Annotated in this window: 22 protein-coding genes; 19 read left to right on the top strand and 3 right to left on the bottom strand. The window is 43.7% G+C overall.

All coding sequences use genetic code 11. The features are described from left to right. The first annotated feature begins 6 nt into the window (after positions 1-6). The 9 genes from BMZ58_RS05005 (at position 7) to lhgO (ending at position 9,182) form a co-directional block, all read left to right on the top strand. Positions 7-852: a 3-hydroxyacyl-CoA dehydrogenase family protein gene (locus tag BMZ58_RS05005; RefSeq protein WP_075035632.1), complete on the top strand. Its 846-nt coding sequence runs from the start codon at positions 7-9 to the stop codon at positions 850-852. Between the two features lie 17 nt (positions 853-869). Beyond that, positions 870-2,021: an acyl-CoA dehydrogenase family protein gene (locus BMZ58_RS05000; protein ID WP_075035458.1), complete on the top strand. Its 1,152-nt coding sequence runs from the start codon at positions 870-872 to the stop codon at positions 2,019-2,021. Between the two features lie 11 nt (positions 2,022-2,032). After that, positions 2,033-3,217, top strand: coding sequence for a thiolase family protein (locus BMZ58_RS04995; protein ID WP_075035457.1), 1,185 nt, complete (start codon positions 2,033-2,035; stop codon positions 3,215-3,217). Between the two features lie 23 nt (positions 3,218-3,240). Further along, positions 3,241-3,630, top strand: coding sequence for a PaaI family thioesterase (locus tag BMZ58_RS04990; protein WP_075035456.1), 390 nt, complete (start codon positions 3,241-3,243; stop codon positions 3,628-3,630). 5 nt (positions 3,631-3,635) lie between these two features. Beyond that, positions 3,636-4,415: an enoyl-CoA hydratase/isomerase family protein gene (locus BMZ58_RS04985; RefSeq protein WP_075035455.1), complete on the top strand. Its 780-nt coding sequence runs from the start codon at positions 3,636-3,638 to the stop codon at positions 4,413-4,415. 10 nt (positions 4,416-4,425) lie between these two features. Continuing rightward, a complete protein-coding gene (locus tag BMZ58_RS04980; RefSeq protein ID WP_341864765.1) occupies positions 4,426-4,836 on the top strand; it encodes a PaaI family thioesterase in 411 nt (136 codons plus the stop codon). Between the two features lie 204 nt (positions 4,837-5,040). Next, positions 5,041-6,654 carry a gamma-glutamyltransferase family protein gene (locus tag BMZ58_RS04975; protein WP_075035454.1) on the top strand — a complete coding sequence of 538 codons (1,614 nt, stop codon included), beginning with the start codon at positions 5,041-5,043 and terminating at the stop codon, positions 6,652-6,654. 371 nt (positions 6,655-7,025) lie between these two features. Continuing rightward, a complete protein-coding gene (gene glaH / locus BMZ58_RS04970; protein ID WP_075035453.1) occupies positions 7,026-7,961 on the top strand; it encodes a glutarate dioxygenase GlaH in 936 nt (311 codons plus the stop codon). A 15-nt stretch (positions 7,962-7,976) separates the two neighbouring features. Continuing rightward, positions 7,977-9,182 (top strand): L-2-hydroxyglutarate oxidase, encoded by a 1,206-nt coding sequence (gene lhgO / locus BMZ58_RS04965; protein ID WP_075035452.1) that lies wholly within the window; start codon positions 7,977-7,979, stop codon positions 9,180-9,182. Between the two features lie 165 nt (positions 9,183-9,347). Here lhgO and BMZ58_RS04960 read toward each other — a convergent pair whose 3' ends face one another. Both BMZ58_RS04960 and BMZ58_RS04955 read right to left on the bottom strand, forming a co-directional pair. Beyond that, positions 9,348-9,653 carry a DUF3870 domain-containing protein gene (locus BMZ58_RS04960; RefSeq protein WP_075035451.1) on the bottom strand — a complete coding sequence of 102 codons (306 nt, stop codon included), beginning with the start codon at positions 9,651-9,653 and terminating at the stop codon, positions 9,348-9,350. Between the two features lie 19 nt (positions 9,654-9,672). Further along, positions 9,673-10,725 carry a DctP family TRAP transporter solute-binding subunit gene (locus tag BMZ58_RS04955; protein WP_075035450.1) on the bottom strand — a complete coding sequence of 351 codons (1,053 nt, stop codon included), beginning with the start codon at positions 10,723-10,725 and terminating at the stop codon, positions 9,673-9,675. 256 nt (positions 10,726-10,981) lie between these two features. Between BMZ58_RS04955 and BMZ58_RS04950 the strand changes: the two genes are divergently transcribed. The 7 genes from BMZ58_RS04950 (at position 10,982) to BMZ58_RS04920 (ending at position 18,799) form a co-directional block, all read left to right on the top strand. Further along, positions 10,982-12,604 (top strand): ATP-binding protein, encoded by a 1,623-nt coding sequence (locus tag BMZ58_RS04950; RefSeq protein ID WP_075035630.1) that lies wholly within the window; start codon positions 10,982-10,984, stop codon positions 12,602-12,604. Beyond that, positions 12,579-13,268, top strand: coding sequence for a response regulator (locus BMZ58_RS04945; RefSeq protein ID WP_075035449.1), 690 nt, complete (start codon positions 12,579-12,581; stop codon positions 13,266-13,268). The genes BMZ58_RS04950 and BMZ58_RS04945 overlap by 26 nt, the downstream gene beginning before the upstream one ends. A 141-nt stretch (positions 13,269-13,409) precedes the next feature. Continuing rightward, positions 13,410-14,405, top strand: a complete 996-nt coding sequence (locus BMZ58_RS04940) for a TAXI family TRAP transporter solute-binding subunit (protein WP_075035448.1) — start codon at positions 13,410-13,412, stop codon at positions 14,403-14,405. A gap of 38 nt (positions 14,406-14,443) precedes the next feature. Next, the gene (locus BMZ58_RS04935) at positions 14,444-14,941 is read left to right on the top strand and encodes a DUF1850 domain-containing protein (protein ID WP_075035447.1); all 498 of its coding nucleotides are present in this window, start codon (positions 14,444-14,446) and stop codon (positions 14,939-14,941) included. 2 nt (positions 14,942-14,943) lie between these two features. Beyond that, complete coding sequence (locus BMZ58_RS04930) at positions 14,944-17,100, top strand: TRAP transporter permease (RefSeq protein ID WP_075035446.1); 2,157 nt, start codon at positions 14,944-14,946, stop codon at positions 17,098-17,100. Between the two features lie 21 nt (positions 17,101-17,121). Then, complete coding sequence (locus BMZ58_RS04925) at positions 17,122-18,030, top strand: fumarylacetoacetate hydrolase family protein (protein ID WP_075035445.1); 909 nt, start codon at positions 17,122-17,124, stop codon at positions 18,028-18,030. Continuing rightward, positions 18,008-18,799 (top strand): SDR family oxidoreductase, encoded by a 792-nt coding sequence (locus BMZ58_RS04920; protein WP_075035444.1) that lies wholly within the window; start codon positions 18,008-18,010, stop codon positions 18,797-18,799. Before BMZ58_RS04925 ends, BMZ58_RS04920 begins: the two co-directional genes overlap by 23 nt. A gap of 163 nt (positions 18,800-18,962) precedes the next feature. On the opposite strand, the gene BMZ58_RS04915 is transcribed toward BMZ58_RS04920, so the two are convergent. Next, positions 18,963-19,670: a FadR/GntR family transcriptional regulator gene (locus BMZ58_RS04915; RefSeq protein ID WP_139207285.1), complete on the bottom strand. Its 708-nt coding sequence runs from the start codon at positions 19,668-19,670 to the stop codon at positions 18,963-18,965. Positions 19,671-20,195: 525 nt separating this feature from the next. Between BMZ58_RS04915 and BMZ58_RS04910 the strand changes: the two genes are divergently transcribed. Genes BMZ58_RS04910 through BMZ58_RS04900 form a run of 3 tightly spaced genes read left to right on the top strand, consistent with a single transcriptional unit; the run spans position 20,196 to position 23,489 of the window. After that, on the top strand, positions 20,196-21,263 hold the full coding sequence (locus BMZ58_RS04910; RefSeq protein WP_075035442.1) for a tartrate dehydrogenase: 1,068 nt from the start codon (positions 20,196-20,198) through the stop codon (positions 21,261-21,263). A gap of 10 nt (positions 21,264-21,273) precedes the next feature. Beyond that, complete coding sequence (locus tag BMZ58_RS04905) at positions 21,274-22,029, top strand: SDR family NAD(P)-dependent oxidoreductase (protein ID WP_075035441.1); 756 nt, start codon at positions 21,274-21,276, stop codon at positions 22,027-22,029. A 23-nt stretch (positions 22,030-22,052) separates the two neighbouring features. Further along, entirely contained in the window at positions 22,053-23,489 is a 1,437-nt protein-coding gene (locus BMZ58_RS04900; protein ID WP_075035440.1) for an aldehyde dehydrogenase family protein, read from the top strand. Positions 23,490-23,538 lie beyond the last annotated feature (49 nt).

Genomic DNA, 23,538 nt, shown 5'->3' with positions numbered 1-23,538 from the left:
CGGATGATTCAACATGTGAGTGTGATTGGAGCAGGAACGATGGGAAGAGGTATCGCATTTGTATGTGCGTTATCCGGATTATCTGTGTCTGTCCAGGACAAATATGAAAAAGGAATAGAAGACTGCAAAACTTATATGGAAAAACAGTTTAAAAGAAGTGTAGAAAAAGGCAGAATATCGAGTCAGGAAGCTGATCAAAAGATAGAAAACATCGAATACCATCAGGCGATCGAAAAAGCTGTATCCCATTCAGATCTCGTCATTGAAGCTGTCCCTGAAATCATGGATTTGAAAGTGGAGATTTTCAAGGAAATGGATCGGTATACTCCTCACCATGCAATTCTCGCAACAAATACCTCGACGATGAGCCCGACGGAAATTTCAGCGCAGACAAGTCGGCCGGAGAGGTGTATCGCGCTTCATTTTTTCAATCCTGTTCCTAAGATGAAATTGATTGAAGTCATATGCGGTTTGGAAACCTCAGAAGAAACCGTTGATCGCTCTTTCCAATTTGGTGAAATGATAGGGAAAGAGTGTGTGAAAATCAATGAATTCCCTGGCTTTGCCGTCAGTCGGATGAATTGTCTGATCGGTAATGAAGCCATGAACATGGTAATGGAGGGTGTCGGTTCCGTGGAAGACATTGATAAAGCTATGAATCTCGGATTGAATCACCCGATGGGTCCTTTGGAACTAGCCGATTTAGTCGGTTTGGATACACGGTTGAAAAACATGGAATACCTCCATCAAACCTTGGGAGAAAAATACCGTCCTTGTCCGATTTTAACCAAGTATGTGAAGGCGGGGCACTTAGGTAAGAAAACAGGCAGAGGTTTTTATCACTATACTTAGAAGAAGGAGCGATAAGCATGGATTTTACATTAGATGAAGAGATTCAGTTTCTGAAAGAGAATGTCCGTAATTTCGTCCAGACAGAAGTAGAGGCAGTGGCAATGGAAATTGAAAAGGAAGACAAAATTCCTGAACGGATCATAGAAATGTCCAGGGAAATGGGGCTTTTCGGATTGAGTATCCCAGAAGAATATGGCGGTTTGGGAATCGGGATGGTCGGCAAATGTGCGCTATATGAAGAAATAGGTGCGACCCATAATGGTTTTACTACGTTGATCGGGGCCCACACAGGGATTGGGACGGTCGGTATTGTCGAACTCGGAAATGAGCAGCAAAAACAAAAGTATTTACCAGCCTTAGCAAGTGGTGAGTCGATTGGAGCATTCGCCCTTACAGAACCTAGTGCTGGTTCGAATGCCACCAATTTGAAGACGACAGCTGTGAAAAAGGGGGATAAATACATCCTCAATGGCACGAAGCATTACATCACTAACGCAACGGAAGCGGATGTTTTCACTGTTATGGCTGTCACGGATGCAAGTAAAGGTGCGAAAGGGATCACTTCTTTTATCGTAGAGAAGGATTTCCCTGGATTCGAGGTCGGGGCGCTTGAACCGAAGATGGGGTTACATGGCTCCCATTCAGCTGAAATCATTTTAGAGGATTGTGAAGTTCCTGCGGAAAATGTACTTGGGGAAGAAGGGCAAGGCTATGTGAATGCTTTGAAAATACTGGCGAATGGCAGAGCTGGATTGGCAGCGAGGAACCTGGGGTCGTGTCAGAAGCTGCTTGATTTATCTATGCAATACACACAGGAGCGCGAGCAATTCGGTGTTCCTATCATCGATCATCAGGCTGTCGCGCATATGGTGGCAGAAATGGCGGTGGAAACAGAAGCCCTTCGCTCTTTCACTTACAGGATCGCCTGGATGGTCGACCAGGGTCAGAAAGTGATCAAGGAAGCCGCGATGCTGAAGCTTTATGGATCAGAAGTCTACAACCGTGTAGCAGATAAAGCGGTCCAAGTACACGGAGGGATCGGCTACATTTCTGATTATCCGATTGAACGGTTTTTCCGTGATGCACGGATTACAAGAATATATGAAGGCACTTCAGAAATTCAGAAAAATATCATATCCGGTCAGTTGAAAAAAGAATATGCCCTATAAGGAGGATATAAATGAGTAATGAAATCGTTATTGTCAGTGCCGTCCGAACCCCCATCGGTCGTTATGGAGGTTCATTGAAACATGAATCTTCCGGACATTTAGCGGCTGTCGCTATCAAAGAGGCGATTGAGCGGGCAGGGTTATCACCGGAGCAAGTCGATGAAGTCATTATGGGGGAAGTCCGCCAAACGACGGAATCTTCCAATGTGGCCAGAGTAGCTGCATTACGGGCAGGTGTCCCGGAATCCTCTCCTGCTTACACCATCAACCGGCTGTGTGCTTCTGGGATGCAAAGCATTGCATCAGGTGTGCAGCAGATCAGCTTTGAGCAAGCAGAAATCATCGTTGCTGGTGGAACGGAAAGTATGAGCCGCTCTCCCATTTATTTAAGGAATTCACGATTTGGCGGGGATAAAACAGAGCTGGTGGATTCCAATACCGAAGCCGGTCAGCAGCCGAAAGAAATCTACGGAAATCATTTAGGGATGGGAGTCACTGCTGAGAATGTAGCGGAACGTTACGCTGTGTCGAGAAAGGACCAGGACGCTTTTGCCATTGAGAGTCAGAGAAGAGCCGCTCATGCGATGGAGAGCGGACGTTTCAAAGAGGAAATCGTCCCCGTCGAAGTGAAGGAAAGAAAATCAACGGTCACTTTTGATACGGATGAGCATCCCCGTCCGAATACGACGCTTGAGAAGCTCTCAAGTTTGCGCCCTGCCTTCAAGGAAAATGGCACTGTGACAGCAGGTAATGCCTGTGGCCGTAATGATGGGGCTACCGCTCTTGTTCTTATGCGTGCTTCGAAAGCGGAAGAATTAGGTTTGACGCCTATGGCGAGGATCATCGATTGGGCGACAGCTGGAGTTTCTCCTGAATTGATGGGGATCGGTCCTGTCCCTTCTGTTGAAAAACTTTTGCAAAAAACAGGCAAAACAGTAGATGACATCGGTTTGGTGGAGTTGAATGAAGCATTCGCCTCTCAATCACTAGCCGTCATACGGGAGCTCGGACTGGACAAAGAGAAAGTGAATGTCAATGGAGGGGCCATTGCTCTCGGCCATCCGGTCGGTGCGAGTGGCGCAAGAATAGTAACAACCCTTTTGCACGAGATGAAACGAAGAGATGAGGAACTTGGAGTGGCTACTCTCTGTGCAGGTGGTGGTCAGGGGATGGCGATCATGGTGGAAAAAGTTTAGATGGTGGTTGAGGAGGCTGAATTGTGAGAGAGTCCTCATCTTTTTTTGAACATCTCGGTTTTCATAAATATATAGACAGGGATGGACGTGTCATTCTGAGCCTGGAAGTTAAACCAGAGAATATAACCGAAGACTCCACCATCCCCTCGGGTTTATTCTCAAGTATGTTAGATACTGTAATCGGATCTACCATCGGAGAAACCTTGCAAGTACCCACTAGTACGGTGAACTTGAATATGAATTACGTCGATTTTTCTAATAATGGTCCGTTCTCGGCTCATGCTTCTATCACACATAAAGACGGAAAGATGATCGTAGGGGAAGGAACCGTGTTAGATGGGGAGGATAAAGTTGTAGCAAAAGGAGTCGGGACATTTAAAGTGTCGGCTCGTGACTCTGATCAGAAAGGATGAACGGTATGGTATTACAAAATGTAGAATACGTGAAGAAAGACAAGCTTGCATTCATTACTATCAACCGGCCAGAAGTCCGTAACGCGCTCAATAAAGAAACATTGGATGAGATTATGGATGCAATGGGGCGAGCGTCAGAAGATGCTGAAGTTGGGTTAGTCGTGTTCACCGGCAAAGGGGAGAAGTCCTTTGCGGCAGGGGCGGACATCAACCAACTGAAGGAGAAGTCAGCAGTCGATGCATTAAAACCAGAGGGGATGCAACAAGTTTACGATAAAATTGAAAGCTTCGAAAAACCTACCATAGCTATGATCAATGGGTATGCGCTCGGAGGCGGTTGTGAGTTAGCGATGGCCTGTGATATCCGCATCGCTTCAACGAACGCGAAATTAGGGCTCCCTGAACTGAATCTATCTATTATCCCTGGAGCGGGAGGGACGCAGCGTTTAGCCAGATTAGTAGGAAAAGGAAAAGCACTAGAAATGATCCTGACTGGGAAAGTCATTGATGCAGACGAAGCTTTACAATACGGACTTGTCACGGAAGTCGTGGCCCCGGAAGAGCTTCAGGACAAAGTGGAAGAGGTAAGTAAGAAGATTCTCGCCAAAGGTCCATTAGCTGTACAACTAGCAAAGGTATCTGTACATATGGGAGCGGAAACCGATATGAAAACAGGGCTGATGTTAGAGAAACTTTCCCAGGCTATTTTGTTCAATTCTGAGGATAAGAACGAGGGAACAAAGGCATTTCTTGAGAAAAGGTCAGCCGTTTTCCAAGGAAAATGAGGCGAGGGGTGTGGAAGTGACGAAGACTATTGGTGAAGTACGAGAGAGTTTTGAATCCAGTCCATTTTTCTCCCATATCGGCTTTGAAATTGTTCACTTTGAAGAAGGAAATGTACTCCTGAAACTGCCGGTCCATGAGAAGTTATACAATGTGAATGGCACCCTTCATGGAGGCGTTCATGCTACGATGATCGATTTGATTTTAGGGATGGCCATCCGGTCGACCACGAAGACCCGTTGTACAACGATGAACTTGAATATCAACTACCTGGCTCCCGCGAGTGGAGGGGAGATTCAAGCAAAAGGGAGGATTTTGAAACAGGGATACCGTATCGTGACTGCCGAAGGAGAATTGTATGATCAAGAGGGGAACATGATGGCTAAAGGGATCGGCACATTTAAATTGATTCGGGAGGATTGAGTGTTTTTTCTGAAGACTAATAGGTAAGCATTCAAGTATGAAAAAGGACCAGCAGATGGTCCTTTTTTGTTGAATTGATGTTTATCGAGAAAAGTCGAAGAAGGAAATTATGCTGCCTGCCTTGAAGTATACAAAGACTGGAAGCCTGTTATTTTTTCGGTATCAAAGATGGAAACATGGATTTGCACAGAAAGGAGCTCGTAAATGAAACACTTAGATAATCTCTACAATCCATATCAGACACCAAGACATACGACAATCGCACGTAATGGCATGGTCGCAACTTCTCAACCGCTAGCCTCCCAGGCAGGGCTGTCGATTTTGCAGCAAGGAGGAAATGCAATTGATGCTGCCATCGCGACGGCAGCCACTTTGACTGTCGTCGAGCCGACATCAAACGGCATCGGAGGAGATGCATTTGCTCTTGTTTGGGTGAAAGATAAACTTTATGGACTGAATGGAAGCGGGCATTCTCCTTCCTCTATTTCAATTGAGGACTTAAAAAGGCGTGGATATAAGGAAATCCCGGAACATGGGTTTGTTCCCGTGACGGTCCCTGGGGCGCCTGGGACCTGGGTGGAACTATCGAACCGCTTCGGAAAACTACCATTCAAGGATTTGCTGGCCCCTGCGATCCGATACGCTGAAGATGGCTATCCTATCTCACCAGTATTAGGGAAGTTCTGGTCGTTGGCGGCGGAGAAGTTCAAAGAAACGCTGGAAGGGGAAGAATTCTCTCATTGGTTTGATACCTTCGCACCGGATGGCCACGCTCCTCATATCGGAGAAGTATGGAAATCGGAAGGCCATGCGAGCACTTTAAGGAAAATCGCAGACACGAAAGGGGAAGCCTTTTATAAAGGCGAACTGGCAGAGCAAATAGACCAATTCTCGAAGCAATATGGCGGTTACATATCAAAAGAGGACTTAGCGGATTTTAACCCGGATTGGGTAGAACCGATTTCAGTGAACTATAAAGGATATGACGTATGGGAAATCCCTCCGAACGGGCAGGGGATCGTCGCGTTATCCGCCCTTAATATTCTCAAGGGGTTTGATCTTCAGGAAAAGGATGCTGTCGATACATATCATAAACAAATCGAAGCGATGAAACTTGCATTCGCTGATGGAGAAAAGTATGTGGCAGAGGAAAGGTGCATGGATGTTCTTGCTGAGGAGTTGTTGGACGAAAACTATGCGGCAGAAAGAAGAGGTTTGATTGGGGAAGATGCGCTCACTCCTGAAGCTGGTATGCCTCCAAAAGGCGGGACGGTCTACTTAGCGGCAGCAGATGCGGAAGGAAATATGGTTTCATTCATTCAGAGTAATTATATGGGTTTCGGTTCAGGTCTTGTTGTTCCGGGCACAGGTATTGCTTTGCAAAATCGTGGTCACAATTTTTCCCTGGATCCAAATCACGCCAATGCCCTTGGTGGAGGGAAGCGATCGTATCATACGATCATTCCGGGTTTCCTTACAAAAGGTGGACAACCTGTTGGGCCATTCGGAGTCATGGGAGGGTTCATGCAGCCACAAGGTCATGTCCAAGTGGCGATGAATACCATCGACTTTCACCTGAATCCTCAGGCGGCTCTGGATGCTCCAAGATGGCAGTGGATGAAAGATAAAACGGTCTGGGTTGAGCCTCACTTCCCTAAACATGTCGCAGAAGCTTTAGCTAGAAAAGGCCACAAAATTGAAGTGCAGTTGGAGACAGGTGCATTCGGCAGAGGCCAAGTCATTTGGCGCGATCCAAATACAGGAACGTTATTTGGTGGGACAGAATCCCGTACGGATGGGACCATCTCTGCTTTTTAAAGAAAGCAAGAAGGTCAGGAAGGAGATAAGCGAATATCAGGGAGCAGGGGAGATTAAGTACTATAGTGTCATAAACACTCATTATCTATTACAGATTAATCTGGCTTGGTTGTTGACAGAAAATTTAAATAGTTATATGATGGTATCAGAAAGCAACCCTATAGAAAGGCTGACTCCTTTCAATATCCGGTTGCAATGCCAGTGTCTGTAAAAGTGAATAACCTAACTGTAAAACTGTTCAATCTCTGCAAACCAGAGGTTCATCCGCAGTTTAAAGCCAGTTTTTCTCTCAAAGGGGAAAGACTGGCTTTTTTTAATCTTATGGGCCCATAAGAACCTAATTCGATTAAAAATGATGGAGGGTACCAATTATGTGTGCAATGGAAATGAAAAAAGAAAGTCTACCGGTATTTACGGGAGAGGGATATCGTATTCAACCTCATTCTGATCATGAACGTCTTTACAACATTGAATTAGAGGCGCATGTCATTGACCGGTTTTTAGAAGAAGTCCGGAATATTAGTGATGAACAATTGGAATATATCCCTTATCAGCGTTTGATTGTAGCTAATACGCTTTTAGAATTACTGGATGAAAACTTTGGAGAAACGATCCGTCATATTTTGCATGACCGCAGCTCTGGAGGCTTTACGGTTGGACTTAGCAACCGTACGACAGACCCTCAAGACTATGTGAAGTTTTCAACGGCACTGACTCATTTAGCTGGTATTCCGAACTTTGATGCCATGTCACAAAAGTACTATGCACGTTTTTCCGTCAAACATACAGATGATAGTGACTCGTATCTTCGTCAAGCTTATAGGAGGTTCACCCTTCACACCGATGGAACGTATGTGGACGAACCGACCGACTGGCTGCTCATGATGAAGATGGAAGAGGAGAATGCGGTTGGTGGGAGCTCCCGTCTGCTTCACCTTGATGATTGGGAAGAGTTCGACTATTACTATAACCATCCGCTTGCATCTTACCCGTTTACTTATAAAGCTCCTGCTAGCAAGAATGTTTCTGAGGATGTCCAGCGCAAAACGTTTTATGACTGGAACAACAGACCTTGTATCTGTTTCATCGATCAGTTCGTCTATCCTGAAACAATTGAACAGGCACAATATTTGAAAGGGTTGTCTCTATCGATGGAAGAATCGTCCGGGCTGATCGAGCTGGAATTGCCTGTAGGAGATTTGGTGATGTTGAACAATCGCTTCTGGCTCCATGGAAGAGCTGGTTTTGAAAAGAATCCCCAATTACACAGAGAGCTATTACGCCAAAGAGGAAGGTTCGTTCAGTAGTAGGAGGTAGTAACAATGTATGATTATGTGATTATCGGAGGCGGAATTGTCGGTTTATCTACAGCTTATGCGCTTATGCAAAAATATCCGCATGCCAAAATGGTCGTTGTGGAAAAAGAACAACACATTTCTGCTCACCAAACCGGCAGAAATAGTGGGGTGATCCACTCTGGAGTGTACTATAAACCGGGTAGTTTAAAAGCGAGGATGGCGATCCAGGGACGGAACACGATGGTCAAGTTCTGTCAGGATCATGACATTCCTCATGAAGTTTGTGGAAAAGTTCTAGTTGCTACCGAAGAAGAAGAGCTTCCCAGAATGGAAGCGTTGTATGAGCGAGTCCAACAAAATCGGTTGAATGTAACCAAGATCGATCAAGAGGAGCTTCGGGATATCGAGCCGCATGTCAATGGCATAGCTGGATTGAAGGTACCAAGTACAGGTATCGTTGATTACAGTAAAGTAAGTGAAAAACTTAAGGACCTGTTAGAAAATGCAGGAGCAGAGTTTATGCTGGGATCAGCGGTTGTTGATATCTCGGAACGAGAAAATGAAGTGGTGATCGATACACCAGAGAAAAGTCTGCATTCCCGTTTTATGATCAATTGTGCTGGTTTATACAGCGATCGCCTTGTGAAAATGGCGGGGATTCACACGGATTTAAGAATCGTCCCCTTCCGCGGAGAGTATTTCGAGGTGACAGAAGAGAAAAGTCATCTTGTCAAAGGACTCATCTATCCGATTCCGAACCCGGATTTCCCGTTTTTAGGTGTCCACCTGACTAAGATGATCGATGGAGGCATCCACGCTGGTCCGAATGCGGTTTTAAGCTTTAAACGGGAGGGCTATCGTAAAACGGATTTTCATTGGAAGGACACGCTTGATGTTTTGTCATACCCTGGTTTTTGGAGGATGGCACGAGCGAATATGAAAGAAGGTATGAAAGAGATGATCCGTTCTGTGCATAAACAAAGCTTTGTTAAAAGTCTTCAACGACTGGTACCGGAAATACAAGCGGATGATATCATTCCGACAAATGCAGGAGTAAGAGCGCAGGCAATGTTGAAAGACGGCCAGCTCGTCGATGATTTTCACTTGATTACGGGTAAACGTTCGGTACATGTTTGTAATGCCCCATCTCCGGCAGCGACCGCTTCTTTAGAAATCGGTAAAGAGATTGCCAGACGATTGCCTCAATTAGAATATACAAGAGTAAGTTGAAGGGACGAGGGCGGGGCAAAAGCCTCTAATTACCGCCGATGCTTCCTTATACGAAATAAAACACGCGTGAAATCCAGATCATCAAATCTGATTTCACGCGTGTTTTTGTTCGGGCAGATTTTTGTCCCTTTCTCTTTCTTGGGATAGAACGTGGTTTTTTTGGCTTTATTGGTTTAGTTGGTATTGCTTATAGGAATCTTTTAACGCTGCCTCCAGTGCATTTCCAGCCTTACCTAAATACCCTTCTTTCAATATTGCTATAGGTTCCTCGATCCCATCCTTTAGACTATATCCCTTTAATAAAGATTTAATGAAACCTCTCCCATGCTCGGTTGCTAATGTACAGGATGCGTCTAAAATGACACCGTATTTTTTATCAATTTCTAACGTTAGAGTCAAAGATTCCGAGATATGATTGGCAGCAATCCCTGTAGGTAATTTCGAATGTCCGGCAACAAAAATAGTCTTCATTTTCCTTCCTCCTCTATCCTTACTTGTATTGCTCCTGGATACCATAAATTTCTTCCATCAATCGTTTCCCCACGATGTTTTCAGCTTCCTCATATACAGGCTCAAACGTCTGCTTCCACAATTGTTTTTGTTTATTTGTCAAGTAGTGGACTTCTATCGAATCTGCTCGTTTCATCATACGGAGATGGGCATCATTCATTTCGATAGAGTGACGCCGGATCCAGTTGGTCGTTTCATTCAATGCCTCCTGGACGATTGTCTGATGCTCTTCAGAAAGATTCTCCCAAAATGCTTCATTCATGAGGACTACATACCCTAAATAGCCATGGTTGCTTATCGTCATATACTTTTGTTCCTGGAAAAGTTTCTTAGTGTAGACATTCGATGGTGTGTTTTCTTGTCCATCAATAAAATCGACTTCCAGATTGCTGTAGGTCTTATTGAAGGGGAGCATGCTCGTGCTCGCACCAAGAGCGCGGAATTGAGATTCTATCATAGGACTCGGCATGATCCTGAAGTGGGTCCGATTGAAATCAGATGGAACAGTGAGCGGCTGCTTATCACTTGTCAGTTGTTTAAAACCGTTGTACCAAAAAGTCATTCCTTTCACACCATTTTCCAGGTTGTTTAATAACGTAAGACCGATTTCCCCTTCGTAAGCTTGTCTGACAGCATCATAATCAGGAAAAGCGAAGGGAAGGTCAAGAACTTGCCATTTCGGAAAACGTTCGGTCATCTTTGAAGTGGCTGGAGCGATCATTTGAATATGGCCGTTCATTAGTGCCGTAAATTCATTCTCGTCATTGTAAAGTGTTCCGTTGGAATATACTTCGACCTTAATTTCTCCATTCGAACGATCTTGGACGAGTGAAGCGAATTTCCTGACCGCTTCCCCTTTTGGAGTATTTTCTGCTACGACGTGACTGAATTTAATGACGACCTCATCTTCTAGTCCCTCTTGTTCGTCGTCATATTCCAGGGATTCAGAAGCTTCACTTAAATCGAAACCAAAAAAAAGAGCAGTAAAAATTCCAGTGAAAATGAATAGACTGATAGCTGCAAAAGTTTTCAACGGAACAACCCCTTGGAATCGTTTACATTAGTGTACCATAGGTAGACTTTTAAGTGATACACTAGAAATACTAGAGGATGTTCAAAAAGTCCGGTGAAAAAGACAATTCGAATTTCTTCGTTGGCTTGCTTTTCCGCTCCTTTTGTACCTATCTCCGTACACTCCGGTGCTCAAGGCTACGCCGCCTTGAACTTCTCGGTCTTTTTTATCCTCCTTTTTGAAACCCACTCTACCAGAGGAGGAAGAAAGAATGGTTATGTCACTGAAACGGATGCCCATCCGGTGGAAAATTACAATCCTATCATTCGGAATTGTCCTTTTCGCTATTCTGATTGGTGGCATCATCATTATTGGAAATACAATAGAGACAAAGGAAGACTCACTCGGAGAGCGTGCTCTCGTCACAGGAAGGACGGTAGCAAATCTGTCTGCAGTGAAAGAGGGCCTGATAGAATCGGAGGGATGGAAACGAATCAATCCCGTCGTGGAGAGGATTAGGACGGTGAACAACTCTGACTATATCGTTGTCTTGAATATGAACCGCGTCCGTTATTCTCACCCTGTGGAAGAAAAGCTTGGTACCTTATCTGCGGGAAAAGATGAAGGCCCTGCTCTTGCTGAGCATAGCTATACCTCAAAAGCGCAAGGAGAATCTGGTAAAGCTGTCAGAGGATTTGTACCAGTGATGAATGATGACCATGAGCAAATAGGTGTCGTCATCGTAGGGAACCTTCTCCCATCTGTACAAGAAATCCTTTTAGAAATGAAAAACGAAATCCTGTTTGTTCTCTTCTTGACTTCCCTTTTTGGGATAACAGGATCCTGGCTTCTTGCACGGCATATCAAAGAGCAAACCTATCGTTTAGAACCTCACGAAATCGTTCAACTCCTTGTCGAACGGACCGCAACTTTTCAAGCGATGAACGAAGGGGTTGTGGCTATCGATAAGGAAGGCAAGATCACCCTCATGAACGATAAAGCGAAGATGATTCTTGGCCTTGACGGTGATTACACTCATCAATCGATCAAAAACGTCATTCCAGACATAAAATTGGCTGATGTGCTTCCTTCCGGGGAGGTTGCATTCCATGAGGAGATTCGTCTGGGCAGCGCATTGCTCATGAATAACCGAATTCCAATCCGTGTCGACAATCGCACGATTGGAGCGGTTGCCATATTTCAAGATCGGACAGAAGTGACGAAACTAGCTGAAGAATTGACCGGGGTGAAAGCTTTTGTGGACGCCTTGAGAGTCCAGAACCATGAGCATATGAATAAACTGCATACTATAGCTGGGTTGATACAACTGGATAAAAAGGAAGATGCATTGAACTTCGTATTTGAGTCCACAGAGAAACAAGAAAAATTATCAAAATTTTTAGTGAACAAATTTAAAGATTACAGTTTATCTGGTTTGCTATTGAGCAAAGTGAGTCGTGGGAGAGAGCTTGGGATTGAAGTAGCTATTGATGAACAGAGCAGGTTGGAGGAGTACCCTCCTTTATTGGATGAACATGACTTTGTTCTTATACTGGGTAACTTGATTGAAAATGCTTTCCATTCCTTTGATCAGGTCCATAGAGAGCAAAGGTGGATTGATATTTCTATTACTCAAAACAGCCAAAATTGCACGATCGCTGTAGAGGATAATGGGGAAGGGATTCCGGAAGATGAACACAGAAGGGTGTTTGACAAAGGCTTCTCCACCAAGGGTAACGAAGGTTCAGGGATAGGACTGTATTTGGTGAAAAATATCGTAGGCAAGAGCTTAGGGAATATAGAAGTCATCTCTAAACAAGGGGAAGGGACAAGCATCTTCATCCATATCCCTATGGTATACGAGGAGGGGTTACATGAGCAAAAAACAACAGGGTATTGATATATTATTGATTGAAGATGATCCGATGGTGCAGGAAGTTAATAGACAATTCATCGAAGCGGTGCCTCCTTTTCAAGTGATTGATATAGCTTCTGATGGGAAAGAAGGAGTACATCTCGCAGAAAAGCTGGCCCCCGACCTTATTATCCTTGATATCTATATGCCCGGGCTGAACGGAATGGATACACTAAAAGAAATCCGGAAGCATGCATTCGATGTGGACGTCATAGTAATCACCGCTGCCAATGATAAAGAAATGGTCCGGACTATGTTCCAAAATGGAGTAGTGGACTATATTCTCAAGCCATTCAAATTCGAGAGATTGCAGCAATCCTTGATCAATTATAAAACTTATCACTCCCAGATAAATGGAGAAGGCGCTCTTCAACAGGAACAAGTAGATGGATTGATTGGCAGTTATGTGAAGGAGGGTGTTAAGGAATTACCTAAAGGTCTGAATCAGCAAACACTTGATCAAATCCTGCAATTCCTTCAACAAAGTGAGTGTGCCTTATCTGCAGAGCAAGTAGCAGATGGAATCGGAATGGCTCGTGTGACAGCGCGGCGGTATTTGGAATATCTTCAAAAAATAGGAGAAGTGGATATTGAAATCCAGTACGGTGGCATTGGTCGTCCAGTAAATCGGTATAAAATGAAGTGGTGAGGACTTTGCATAAATCATGCAAAGTCTTTTTTTACCTGCAAATGATCAAAAAGACCAAAATGTCCAATATGGTCAAAATATTCTAATATTTCAATGTAAGCGTTAACATGGATCTAGAATTAAGAAATGGAGGGTGAGAAGATGCTAAAACGATTATTCTTTGTATTAGCTTTAATACTTACTACAACTTTAGCGGCATGTGGTGGCGACGGTGGTTCGGAGGAAGCCTCTGGATCAGATGAATCTGGGTCAGAATCTATTGTTTTTGGTACAGGAGGAACATCAGGGACTTATTATCCAATAGGTGGAGCATTAAAGCCAGTATTTGAAGAAAGTGAAAGTATCAATAATGTCACTGTGGAATCGACCGGGGCATCTGTTGCTAATATCCAGAATATCGAGGACAGCCTGAACCAGATGGCGATTATCATGAGTGACGTCGGTTATGATGCGATAGAAGGACAAGGTCAGTTTGATGGGAATGCTGCCGATGTTCAAGCGATGGCGGGAATGTACCAAAATGTTGTCCAGGTAGTGGCTCTAAAAGATAGTGGTATTTCTTCGATTGAAGATTTAGAAGGAAAGAAAGTAGGAGTTGGGAAAGTAGGTTCAGGTGTTGAACAAAGTGCTAAAAAGGTTCTTGAAGCGGTTGGTCTTACTTACGATGATTTATCCAAAGTGACCCACACGGGGTATGCGGATAGTGTGCAGGAAATGAAGAATGGCAACCTGGATGCAGCTTTCTTTACTTCTGGCGTACCGAACAGTAATATCACTGACCTTATGCAGCAAACGGATATAAACTTTGTGGAAATCAAAGGGGATACTGCGGATGCCTTGATGGAGAAATATCCTTTCTATAAAGCGAACACGATCGAAGCCGGGGATGAAGCAAGGTATGATTTGGAAGAAGCTGTGGAAACAGTCGGCATCCAAAATATGATCATCGTGTCTCCTGAATTGAGTGAAGATGTCGTCTATGACATGACAAAACGATACTATGAGTACCTTGGTACGGAGGAAGTGTCTGTCGGGGCCTTGAAACAATTAGGACGTGATGAGATTGCAAAAGGCTTAATAGCACCGCTGCATCCCGGAGCTGAAAAATTCTATGAAGAACAAGGCATTCTAGAGTAAAGGAAACAGGGCATCGATCTGGTGCCCTTTTTTATTCTATGAAATGGAAACTTATCGTTTTGTTCGCATCTGTCATCGGGGCAGTGATTACCTTGATGATTGTTAAGGTTCCGACACTAGCAATCTCAACAGAAGGTACTGTTCAACAGTTTTACTTTTATGAAGAGGAAGTAGAATTCAAGATAAGATGGAGACATTCGGTGGAAAAAGAAGAATGGGAAGAAATGTTCGTTTTGCAAGAGGGAGAGATCGATCTGACAGGGACCCGATTTAAAACATTTGGGGCAGGGGTTCCAAATGATACTGGGGACCGTACCTTTATCAAAGATGGTTGGGTTTATATGACAGGCATCAATCAGACGATAGGTAAACATCTCTCCTTAAGAACGGGCGAACATACAAATCACTGCTTAATATATGGAAGCGATGAAGAATTCAATCTGGAAAAGAACAAAGCTTATCAAATCAGTGTTGGTCAACATTCTTTACTGAATTCAATCTGGTATTACTTTTTAGTGAAATTGAGAGGTGAATAGAAATGAATAAACAAGAAAGTAGTACAGCTGAAAAATACGATCGCGAAAGTACAACCAGGGTGAATATAGCTAAACCGGTTGCCTTGACCATATCCGTGTTAGCTATTGCATTATCTTTGTTTCATTTATATACCTCTTATGCTGGTTCCCTTGTGGATATTAAGCAACGCAGCATCCACCTTTATACATTGATGACTCTTGGTTTTCTTATGTATCCCTTTATAAGGAAGAAAGGGAGCAAGGGTATCCCTTTTTATGATTACATTACTGCAGCCTTGTCCTTATTTGTGGCCATCTATATGCTTGCCACTGCCGAACGTATCATTCAAACTGGCGGGCAAATCAACGATATGGATTTTTATGTTGGGATCCTTATCATTCTTTTATTGTTCGATATTACCCGAAGAGTGACGGGGTGGGGGCTTGCTCTACTTGGTCTTGGTTTTTTGGTTTATGGATTTTATGTGAAGCTGTCGGTCTATCCCGAATTGACCATGCCCGTCCTAACGAATGTATCCAAGCAGATTATCGCTCAATTGGTGTTCCTCACAGAAGGTGTGTTAGGTACTGCTATTGGCGTCTCAGCCAGTTATATCATTTTGTTTATTTTATTTGGGGCTTTTCTCGGAAGGTCTGGCATGGGACAGCTATTCAATGACTTGGCACTTGCAGTAGCCGGGCATACCAGGGGTGGTCCTGCAAAAGTAGCAGTCATAGCCAGCGGTTTCCTTGGTTCAATCAATGGCTCTGCAATTGCGAATGTCGTCACAACAGGGACCTTCACGATTCCTTTAATGAAAAAAATCGGGTACAAGAAAAACTTTGCCGGAGCAGTGGAATCAGCTGCCAGTGTAGGCGGCCAAATCCTCCCACCGATCATGGGTGCTGCTGCCTTTATCATGGCGGAAAACCTCAATGTCGCCTATACGAAAATCATCCTGGCGGGAATTATACCCGCGCTCTTATTTTATGTAGGGATCTTATTACAAGTTCATTTTCGGGCAGCAAAGCGGGGATTGCAAGGATTGCCGAAAAGTGAACTGCCCTCTTTAAAAGAAGTGATAGCGGAACGTGGCCACTTGATTATCCCGATGCTGACATTACTTTATTTACTTTTCTCGGGGAAAACCCCTTTTTACGCAGCATTTTGGTCCATCATCGCGACAATCGTCATTGCGGGTTCCAAGAGGATGTTACCAGTCATTGTAGCCATTTCCCTATTTTTGATTTTCCAACCGCAATTATCTGCGTTGATTACGGGAAGCAGTTTGCCGAATGTCCGTAGTGACTGGTGGGAGCTGATTCTTATCTTAATTATCCCATTAGCTATCAATGTCGGTAGAAAGCTGATGAACATTCCCGGAGATGAAGTAGGAATCACGGACTGTTTAAAAGCGCTTGAGGATGGAGCGAAAACGACCGTTCCTGTAGCTATTGCGTGCGGGGCTGTAGGAATTATCGTAGGAATCGCTTCCTTGACTGGGGTAGCATTGGAAATTGCCAATAGTATTGTCAATATCGGCAGCGCGGTCGATAGCCCTCTTATCCAGTTGCTTATCACCCTGTTGCTTACGATGATTACTTCTATCATATTAGGAATGGGATTACCAAGTATCCCGACTTATATCATCACAAGTACAATGGCTGCTCCCATCTTATTGCAGCTTCCTTTGTATCGTGAGCTTGCGGGATCGACGGAGACGGCTACTTTTGTTGCTCACATGTTCGTCTTCTACTTCGGAATTTTTGCTAATATCACACCACCTGTGGCCCTGGCTGCCTTTGCAGGTGCAGGAGTTGCAGGCGGGAATCCGAACCAGACAGGGTTCCAGGCAATGAAGCTTGCAATCGCAGGTTTTATCGTTCCGTTCATGTTTGTATTTTCCCATGAGATGCTTATGATTGATGCGACTATTTTGAATATCATCCTCATAACAGTTACGTCCCTGATCGGTGTTTTCCTATTATCGATAATGACAGAGGGCTACCTTAAAACGGCTGTACCGGTGTGGTTGCGGATGGTCGCAGGGATAGGAGCCTTGCTGCTCATTTATCCAGGGATTCTTACAGACGTTATCGGGCTGTCGGCATTTGCGCTTATCTTATTCACTAATTTGAGAAAAACAAATGATATTCAGCAACACCGTTCTGCACTTTAAATTAGGAAGGTGTGAGTAATTATGAGATTCGTATCGATTAACAACGATGGAAAAGAACAAGCGGCTGTCCTCGACAAAGAGTGGAGATCCATGACGTTACCCTCTATTAATGAACACTTTAACAAATCTTGGCCAAGTGATTTATTTGAATTGATACAGCCTGGAATTTTCTCCGCCTTTCAGAGGTGGTGGGGGGAACAGCCAACAGAGGAGACCGATCAAGTAGAGAGGATCGAATATCCAGAATATCGCCCACTTTACCGGCATCCCCGAAAAATTTGGGGAATTGGATTAAACTATGTGGATCATGCCTCTGATTTAGATGAACAGGCTCCACAGGGGGAACCGGCAAGTTTTATGAAGCCGGACACGACCATCATAGGATACGGGGACAGGATTTGTCTTCCCCATCAATCGGAACGGACGACAGGAGAAGCTGAATTAGGAATTATTATCGGAAAAGAATGTAAAGATGTTTCTGTAGAAGAAGCGGAGCAAGTCATTGCAGGATATACGACAGTCATTGATATGACGGCAGAAGATATACTGAAACGTAATCCCCGGTACTTGACTCGATCTAAAAGTTTCGATACCTTTTTCAGTTTTGGCCCCCAACTAGTAACACCGAATGAAATCGGGGATGTAGGCAAACTGGAGGTTTCTACTGTCCTTAATGGAGATGTACATCGGTCGAACAAAGTAGAAAACATGACGTTTCCTCCATATTATCTTGTCTCTTTTCACTCTCAAGTGATGACTTTAAAGCCAGGTGATATTATATCTACAGGGACACCAGGAGCAATTGTGCTACGAGATGGGGATATCATAGAATGCCAGATTGATGGCTTTCCATCATTAAGAAACCCGGTAACTGATTTGAAAAAACAAGGAAAGGGTGGAGCGCTTTATGGATCTACAGCTAAAAGGTAAATCAGTAGTCGTTTTAGCATCAAGCAAGGGATTAGGAAAAGCGATAAGCACAGAATTCGCTAAAGAAGGAGCACACGTATTGATTTCCAGCCGCAATCAGGAGGAATTAGAAAAAACAAAAGCAGAAATCGTGGAAATAAGCGGGAATCAAAAGGTTGAGTATCAAGTATGTGATGTCACGAAAAAAGAAGATATAGAACAGCTGATTCAAAAAGCCATCGAATGGAATGGTACAGTTGATGTATTAATCAACAATGCCGGCGGACCACCTGCAGGAACATTCGATCAATTCACAGATGAAGACTGGCAAAAAGCTTTTGAGTTGAACCTTCTAAGTTTCACTCGCACAATCAGAGAGGTACTGCCATCAATGAAGGAGCAGCAACAGGGGAGGATTATTAATATCGCTTCATCTTCCATCAAGCAGACATTGGATAATTTGATTCTGTCCAATACTTTCCGGGCAGGAATCGTAGGTCTTGCCAAAAGTCTATCTCAAGAATTAGCGAGTGATAACATCCTGATCAATACAGTTGGCCCAGGAAGAATCGCGACAGATCGAGTGGCTGCTCTTGATGAAAAGCGTGCGGACAAACTGGGGACATCTGTGGAAGAATTGAAAAAGAAGACAGAGCAGTCGATTCCTACGGGGCGTTACGGCGAACCGGAAGAGTTTGCTAGATCTGTCGTTTTCCTAGCTTCCGGTGCTAACACTTACTTGACTGGACAGTCGCTCGTCATCGATGGTGGTTTGGTTAAGGCATTGTAATAAATAGTGCCTGACCCCCATTGCATTAGCAAGTTAAAGGGTGACGTAACACTAAGGTATTTACCTTTGGTGTTACGTCCTTTTTTAGTAAGGGAGATGATAAAGATAAAAATCCGAGCTGTAAAACGAGGGATCTAATTTATGGTATAGGCGCGTATTTTTTTCATTCTTTAATCATATCTTCATTATTTTTAATCATCTGCGTAACAGCCTCTTTAGGATCGAATACCTTCTCTCCTTTCATGAATTCCAAGTGTTCTTTATGGGTGGCAAGCGTCCGATCAATGCCTTCGGGGTCCTTGAAATGGATCATTTTCGGCCGTATCAACTCATAGATTGTCCTTCCAATTTCCATTGTAAAAGGATTTTCTGTCTCTTCCAGAATGGCATAATGAAATTCTAAATCAATGTCTACGAGTTCCTCGGCTGTCAAATCCTGACTCATTCGTTCCACCTGGGAATCGTATACCGCTTCGATTTTATTTAAATTCTTATCTTTCTTTGTAATAATCATGTTCATCAGCAGCAGTTCGAAGTGCTGGCGGAATTCGATAAGCTGTTCGACGTTATGGCTATGCATAATCAAGCTGAATATAAGAGGATTCATGGTCAGTTTAGAAGAGCTGTCTGTGATGAACATCCCTTCTCCGCGTTTGATCTGAATAACCCCAATGGACTCCAGTATTTTAATTGCTTCTCTGACAGGCGTCCGACTTACTCCTAATTGATCGATTAACTCCATCTCCGTAGGCAGTTTATCTCCAGGTTTTAATTTTCCTTCGATTAAAGAGTCTTTAATCACAGAGACAATCCCCATGGTTTTTGTTTGATTTGGATGGATCCTGTCGAATGAAATATTCAATACTATCATCCTCGCTAAAATATTTTATAAATCAGAATTTTAGATAAAATACATTTACATATTCCAAATATTCAGATAATATACTATATATAATACATCATACATATGATGTACGCACGAACAAAATAAAAATATCGATTTATCAAACGCATTTTTTATGTAGCAATCATAGTCCTATATTCTTCTTTGAAGTAAATCGACCACTCAAACACATCTTCTGACTTACATATAGTTGGGAATCTTTGATCCCACCATTCCGATCGGTGACATATTTCTCACTTTAGAGGAAATCTATCCATTATCACCAACCAGCCTATGTTTAACTCCTTTGACTCTTTCCCATTGTTATTACGTAACGCGTACACACCCTTTTTTCTCTAGTAATTTATAATCGCTTTGTTCTCAATCTATTGTCCATATTTATTGGCACCGCTTATTCCTTTATCATCATGATGATCACCCACCTATTGATCGTTACATTTTCCCGTTTTTTAGCTTGTTGTTCATTAAAATAATAGTAGGAGGAGGATTCGTTTGAAAACGTATCGCATAGCTATCTTGCCAGGAGACGGAATCGGACCAGAGGTTATGACGGAGGGGGTAAAGGTTTTGAAAGCTCTAGCTGAAGCTGATTCATCTTTCCAGCTGGAGACCACTTCCTTTGAATGGAACTCCGATTATTACTTGAAACATAACCGGATGATGCCCGAGGACGGTTTAAGCCGTTTAAAAGATTTTGATGCTATTTACTTCGGTGCTATCGGGGACCGGCGCGTACCTGAACATATACCGATATGGGAATTGATTATGCCGATCCGAAAAAATTTCAACCAGTATGTGAACCTGCGTCCGATCAAACAATTGCCTGGAGTGAAAAGCCCTTTACATACGAAAAGCCCGATCGATTTCTACGTCTTCCGAGAAAATGCAGAGGGCGAGTATTCTAACATGGGTGGGCGTTTGTACCAAAAAACGCCTGATGAAATGGCCGTTCAAAATACGGTGATCACAAAAAAAGGTGTCCAGCGACTTGCCCGCTATGCATTTGATTATGCTCGGAAAAATAGTGTGACTAAGGTTGTCAATGCCACAAAATCCAATGCCATCATCCATTCCATGGGGCTGTGGGATGAAGTTGTGAAAACCACTGCTTCTGAGTATCCAGGTATAGAAGTGGAAGATGTATATATTGATGCGTTGGCTGCGCATTTTGTTCAGCGTCCGGAGTCATTTGAGGTGGTCGTTGCCTCTAATCTATTCGGGGATATTCTTACAGATCTTGGTGCAGCTCTTGTCGGAGGGCTGGGATTATCACCATCGGCAAATCTCAACCCAGAGGGGGATTTCCCTTCCATGTTCGAGCCGATTCACGGTTCTGCTCCTGATATTACAGGAAAACAAATCGCCAATCCAATTGCTCAAATTTGGTCAGCTGCTCTGATGTTGGAACATTTAGGGAGAGAAGATCTTTCAGCGATTGTCATGAAAGCCATTGAGCGTGTAGTTGAATCGAATACAGCTTTGACTCCTGATTTAAAAGGGAATGCAAAGACCTTTGAAACGGGAGATGCCATTGTTAAACAAATCTATCAACAAATGTAGGAGGGAAACTATGAATCTTCAAAATAAGACGGTCGTAGTTACCGGAGCAAATGGCGGTATGGGACAAGCAATTACGAAGCGTTTTTTAGAGGGAGGGGCGAAAGTAGCAGCCCTGGATTTGCATGTCGATGAATTAGAAGAGTTGGAGAACGAATATCCTGATCGTTTAGTTACGATATCAGCAAATCTTACAGAAGAAAAGCAGGTAAAAGATGCTATAGAAAAGGCTGTAGATTTCTTGGGTAAGATAACGACTCTAGTAAATACATTAGGAATTGCTCAGTCTGCCACCCCGATCGATGAAGTTGAATTTTCCCAATGGAATCGTTTAATGGCTGTCAACACGACTTCTTTATTCCTCATAAATAAAGAAGTCGTGAAAACGATGAAGAAACAAGGAATGGGATCCATTACCAATATCGCCTCGATTGCTGCGGAACGTCCTCGACCAGGGTTGAATGCTTATGTAACCTCCAAAGGGGGAGCAATTGCTTTTACAAAGGCTTTAGCAATTGAATTAGCAGAATACAAGATACGTGTCAACGCGATTAATCCTGGTCCTTCTGATACAAGTATGTTAGGCAAGTTCAGTCCGGAAGATGGAGATGTTGATAAGGTGAAGGAAGAGACATTCAAGAAAAGTGTTCCTTTAGGAGAATTAGTAAAGCCTGAAGACATAGCAGAAGCTGCCTTGTACTTGAGTTCTGATGGCGCCCGAATGGTAACAGGAAGTGTCCTTAATGTTGATGGAGGTAGAGGAATTTAAAAAAAGGAAAGAGGGGTGGAAGTATGAAGCGCATGTATGTGGGGGGCGAATGGATAGAAAGTGAAGGAAAACAGACGATTGCAACCAAAGACCCGGCAACTCAAGAAGTGACTGCTGAAGTTCCAAGAGGGGGAAAAACTGAGATTCATCACGCTATCATGGCGGCAAGGAAAACCTTCGAGTCAGACGAATGGCAGGATTTTGCCCCGGAGGAGCGCGGACGAATTCTTTATGAGATGGCCTCAAAGCTTAGGCATTCTGCCGAAGAGATCGCTCAACTTGAAACGATGGATACAGGGAAGCCGATCTCCCAGGCTAGAAACGATGTCGAAGCTGCTGCTCGATACTTTGAATACTATGCCGGAATGGCAGACAAAATTTTTGGTGAAACCATCCCTGTTCAGGCGAACATTTTGGATTATACCGTGAGAGAACCGGTTGGCGTGACGGCTCATATTATCCCATGGAACTACCCGATCCAAATCGCCTCCAGAAGCACCGCAGCTGCAATCGCAACAGGAAATACGGTGGTGGTGAAGCCAGCGGAAGATACTCCTTTGACGGCTATCAAACTAGCAGAGTTATTTGATGAAACGTCCTTACCAAAGGGTGTGTTCAATGTGGTGATAGGATACGGTGATGAAGCGGGCTCTGCATTGATTCATCATAAAGATATTAATCATATAACTTTTACTGGTTCTGTTCAGACTGGGATGCTTGTCATGGAAGCTGCTTCCCGTAATATCGTGCCGGTCACCTTAGAACTTGGAGGAAAGTCACCTAACATTGTTTTTTCTGATGCGAAGATGGATGAAGCTGCTGATTGGATTGTGAAATCAGTCATTCAAAATGCAGGGCAAACATGCTCAGCAGGTTCCCGTCTTCTCGTTCAGGAAGAAGTGAAGGATGATCTGGTCGAACGTGTGAAAAACCGTATGCTTTCATTGAAAATGGGACCAGGTATTCAAGATCCAGATCTGGGTCCTGTGTTATCCGAAAAACAGTTTCAGCGAATCGAGAGTTTTTTGAACATCGCGAACAAGGAAAACGCCTCGTTTCTTGCTGGAGGGAAACGAGCTCATGTGGAGGGGTATGAAAATGGGTATTTTCTTGAACCGACACTCCTTGATGGGCTGGATCCACAAAGTGAAGTGGCACAAGAAGAAATATTCGGGCCAGTTCTAAGTGTCTTCACCTTCAAAGGTGAACAAGAAGCGGTTCATCTTGCGAACGCTACCCCATACGGGTTAGTGACAGGAGTATGGACAGAGAACATAGGTCGAGGTCACCGCCTCGCGAAAAAAATCAGAGCCGGACAAGTGTTCATCAACAATTATGGAGCAGGGGGCGGGATCCAGATGCCATTCGGTGGATATAAGAAGAGCGGATTCGGTAGGGAGAAGGGGTTAGAAGCCTTAAGGAACTACACTATTTTGAAAAACGTTGCTGTCAAAATGTGAAACGGTTTGCTTCAGCACTACTTGTAAGAAAACTTCTATGTAGGAGTTT

It is taken from the genome of Halobacillus dabanensis, from assembly GCF_900114165.1.
GTDB classification, from domain to species: Bacteria; Bacillota; Bacilli; order Bacillales; family Halobacillaceae; genus Halobacillus; species Halobacillus dabanensis.
This window is presented reverse-complemented; position numbering and strand designations above follow the sequence as displayed.

Coding starts and splice junctions, on each gene's coding strand:
- glaH (WP_075035453.1), top strand. CDS start 7,026: ATGTGTGCAATGGAAATGAAAAAAGAAAGTCTACCGGTATTTACGGGA.
- BMZ58_RS04960 (WP_075035451.1), bottom strand. CDS start 9,653: ATGAAGACTATTTTTGTTGCCGGACATTCGAAATTACCTACAGGGATT.
- BMZ58_RS04915 (WP_139207285.1), bottom strand. CDS start 19,670: ATGATAGTATTGAATATTTCATTCGACAGGATCCATCCAAATCAAACA.
- BMZ58_RS04925 (WP_075035445.1), top strand. CDS start 17,122: ATGAGATTCGTATCGATTAACAACGATGGAAAAGAACAAGCGGCTGTC.
- BMZ58_RS04945 (WP_075035449.1), top strand. CDS start 12,579: ATGAGCAAAAAACAACAGGGTATTGATATATTATTGATTGAAGATGAT.
- BMZ58_RS04975 (WP_075035454.1), top strand. CDS start 5,041: ATGAAACACTTAGATAATCTCTACAATCCATATCAGACACCAAGACAT.
- BMZ58_RS04930 (WP_075035446.1), top strand. CDS start 14,944: ATGAATAAACAAGAAAGTAGTACAGCTGAAAAATACGATCGCGAAAGT.
- BMZ58_RS04985 (WP_075035455.1), top strand. CDS start 3,636: ATGGTATTACAAAATGTAGAATACGTGAAGAAAGACAAGCTTGCATTC.
- BMZ58_RS04950 (WP_075035630.1), top strand. CDS start 10,982: ATGTCACTGAAACGGATGCCCATCCGGTGGAAAATTACAATCCTATCA.
- BMZ58_RS04905 (WP_075035441.1), top strand. CDS start 21,274: ATGAATCTTCAAAATAAGACGGTCGTAGTTACCGGAGCAAATGGCGGT.
- BMZ58_RS04900 (WP_075035440.1), top strand. CDS start 22,053: ATGAAGCGCATGTATGTGGGGGGCGAATGGATAGAAAGTGAAGGAAAA.
- lhgO (WP_075035452.1), top strand. CDS start 7,977: ATGTATGATTATGTGATTATCGGAGGCGGAATTGTCGGTTTATCTACA.
- BMZ58_RS04995 (WP_075035457.1), top strand. CDS start 2,033: ATGAGTAATGAAATCGTTATTGTCAGTGCCGTCCGAACCCCCATCGGT.
- BMZ58_RS04920 (WP_075035444.1), top strand. CDS start 18,008: ATGGATCTACAGCTAAAAGGTAAATCAGTAGTCGTTTTAGCATCAAGC.
- BMZ58_RS04940 (WP_075035448.1), top strand. CDS start 13,410: ATGCTAAAACGATTATTCTTTGTATTAGCTTTAATACTTACTACAACT.
- BMZ58_RS05000 (WP_075035458.1), top strand. CDS start 870: ATGGATTTTACATTAGATGAAGAGATTCAGTTTCTGAAAGAGAATGTC.
- BMZ58_RS04935 (WP_075035447.1), top strand. CDS start 14,444: ATGAAATGGAAACTTATCGTTTTGTTCGCATCTGTCATCGGGGCAGTG.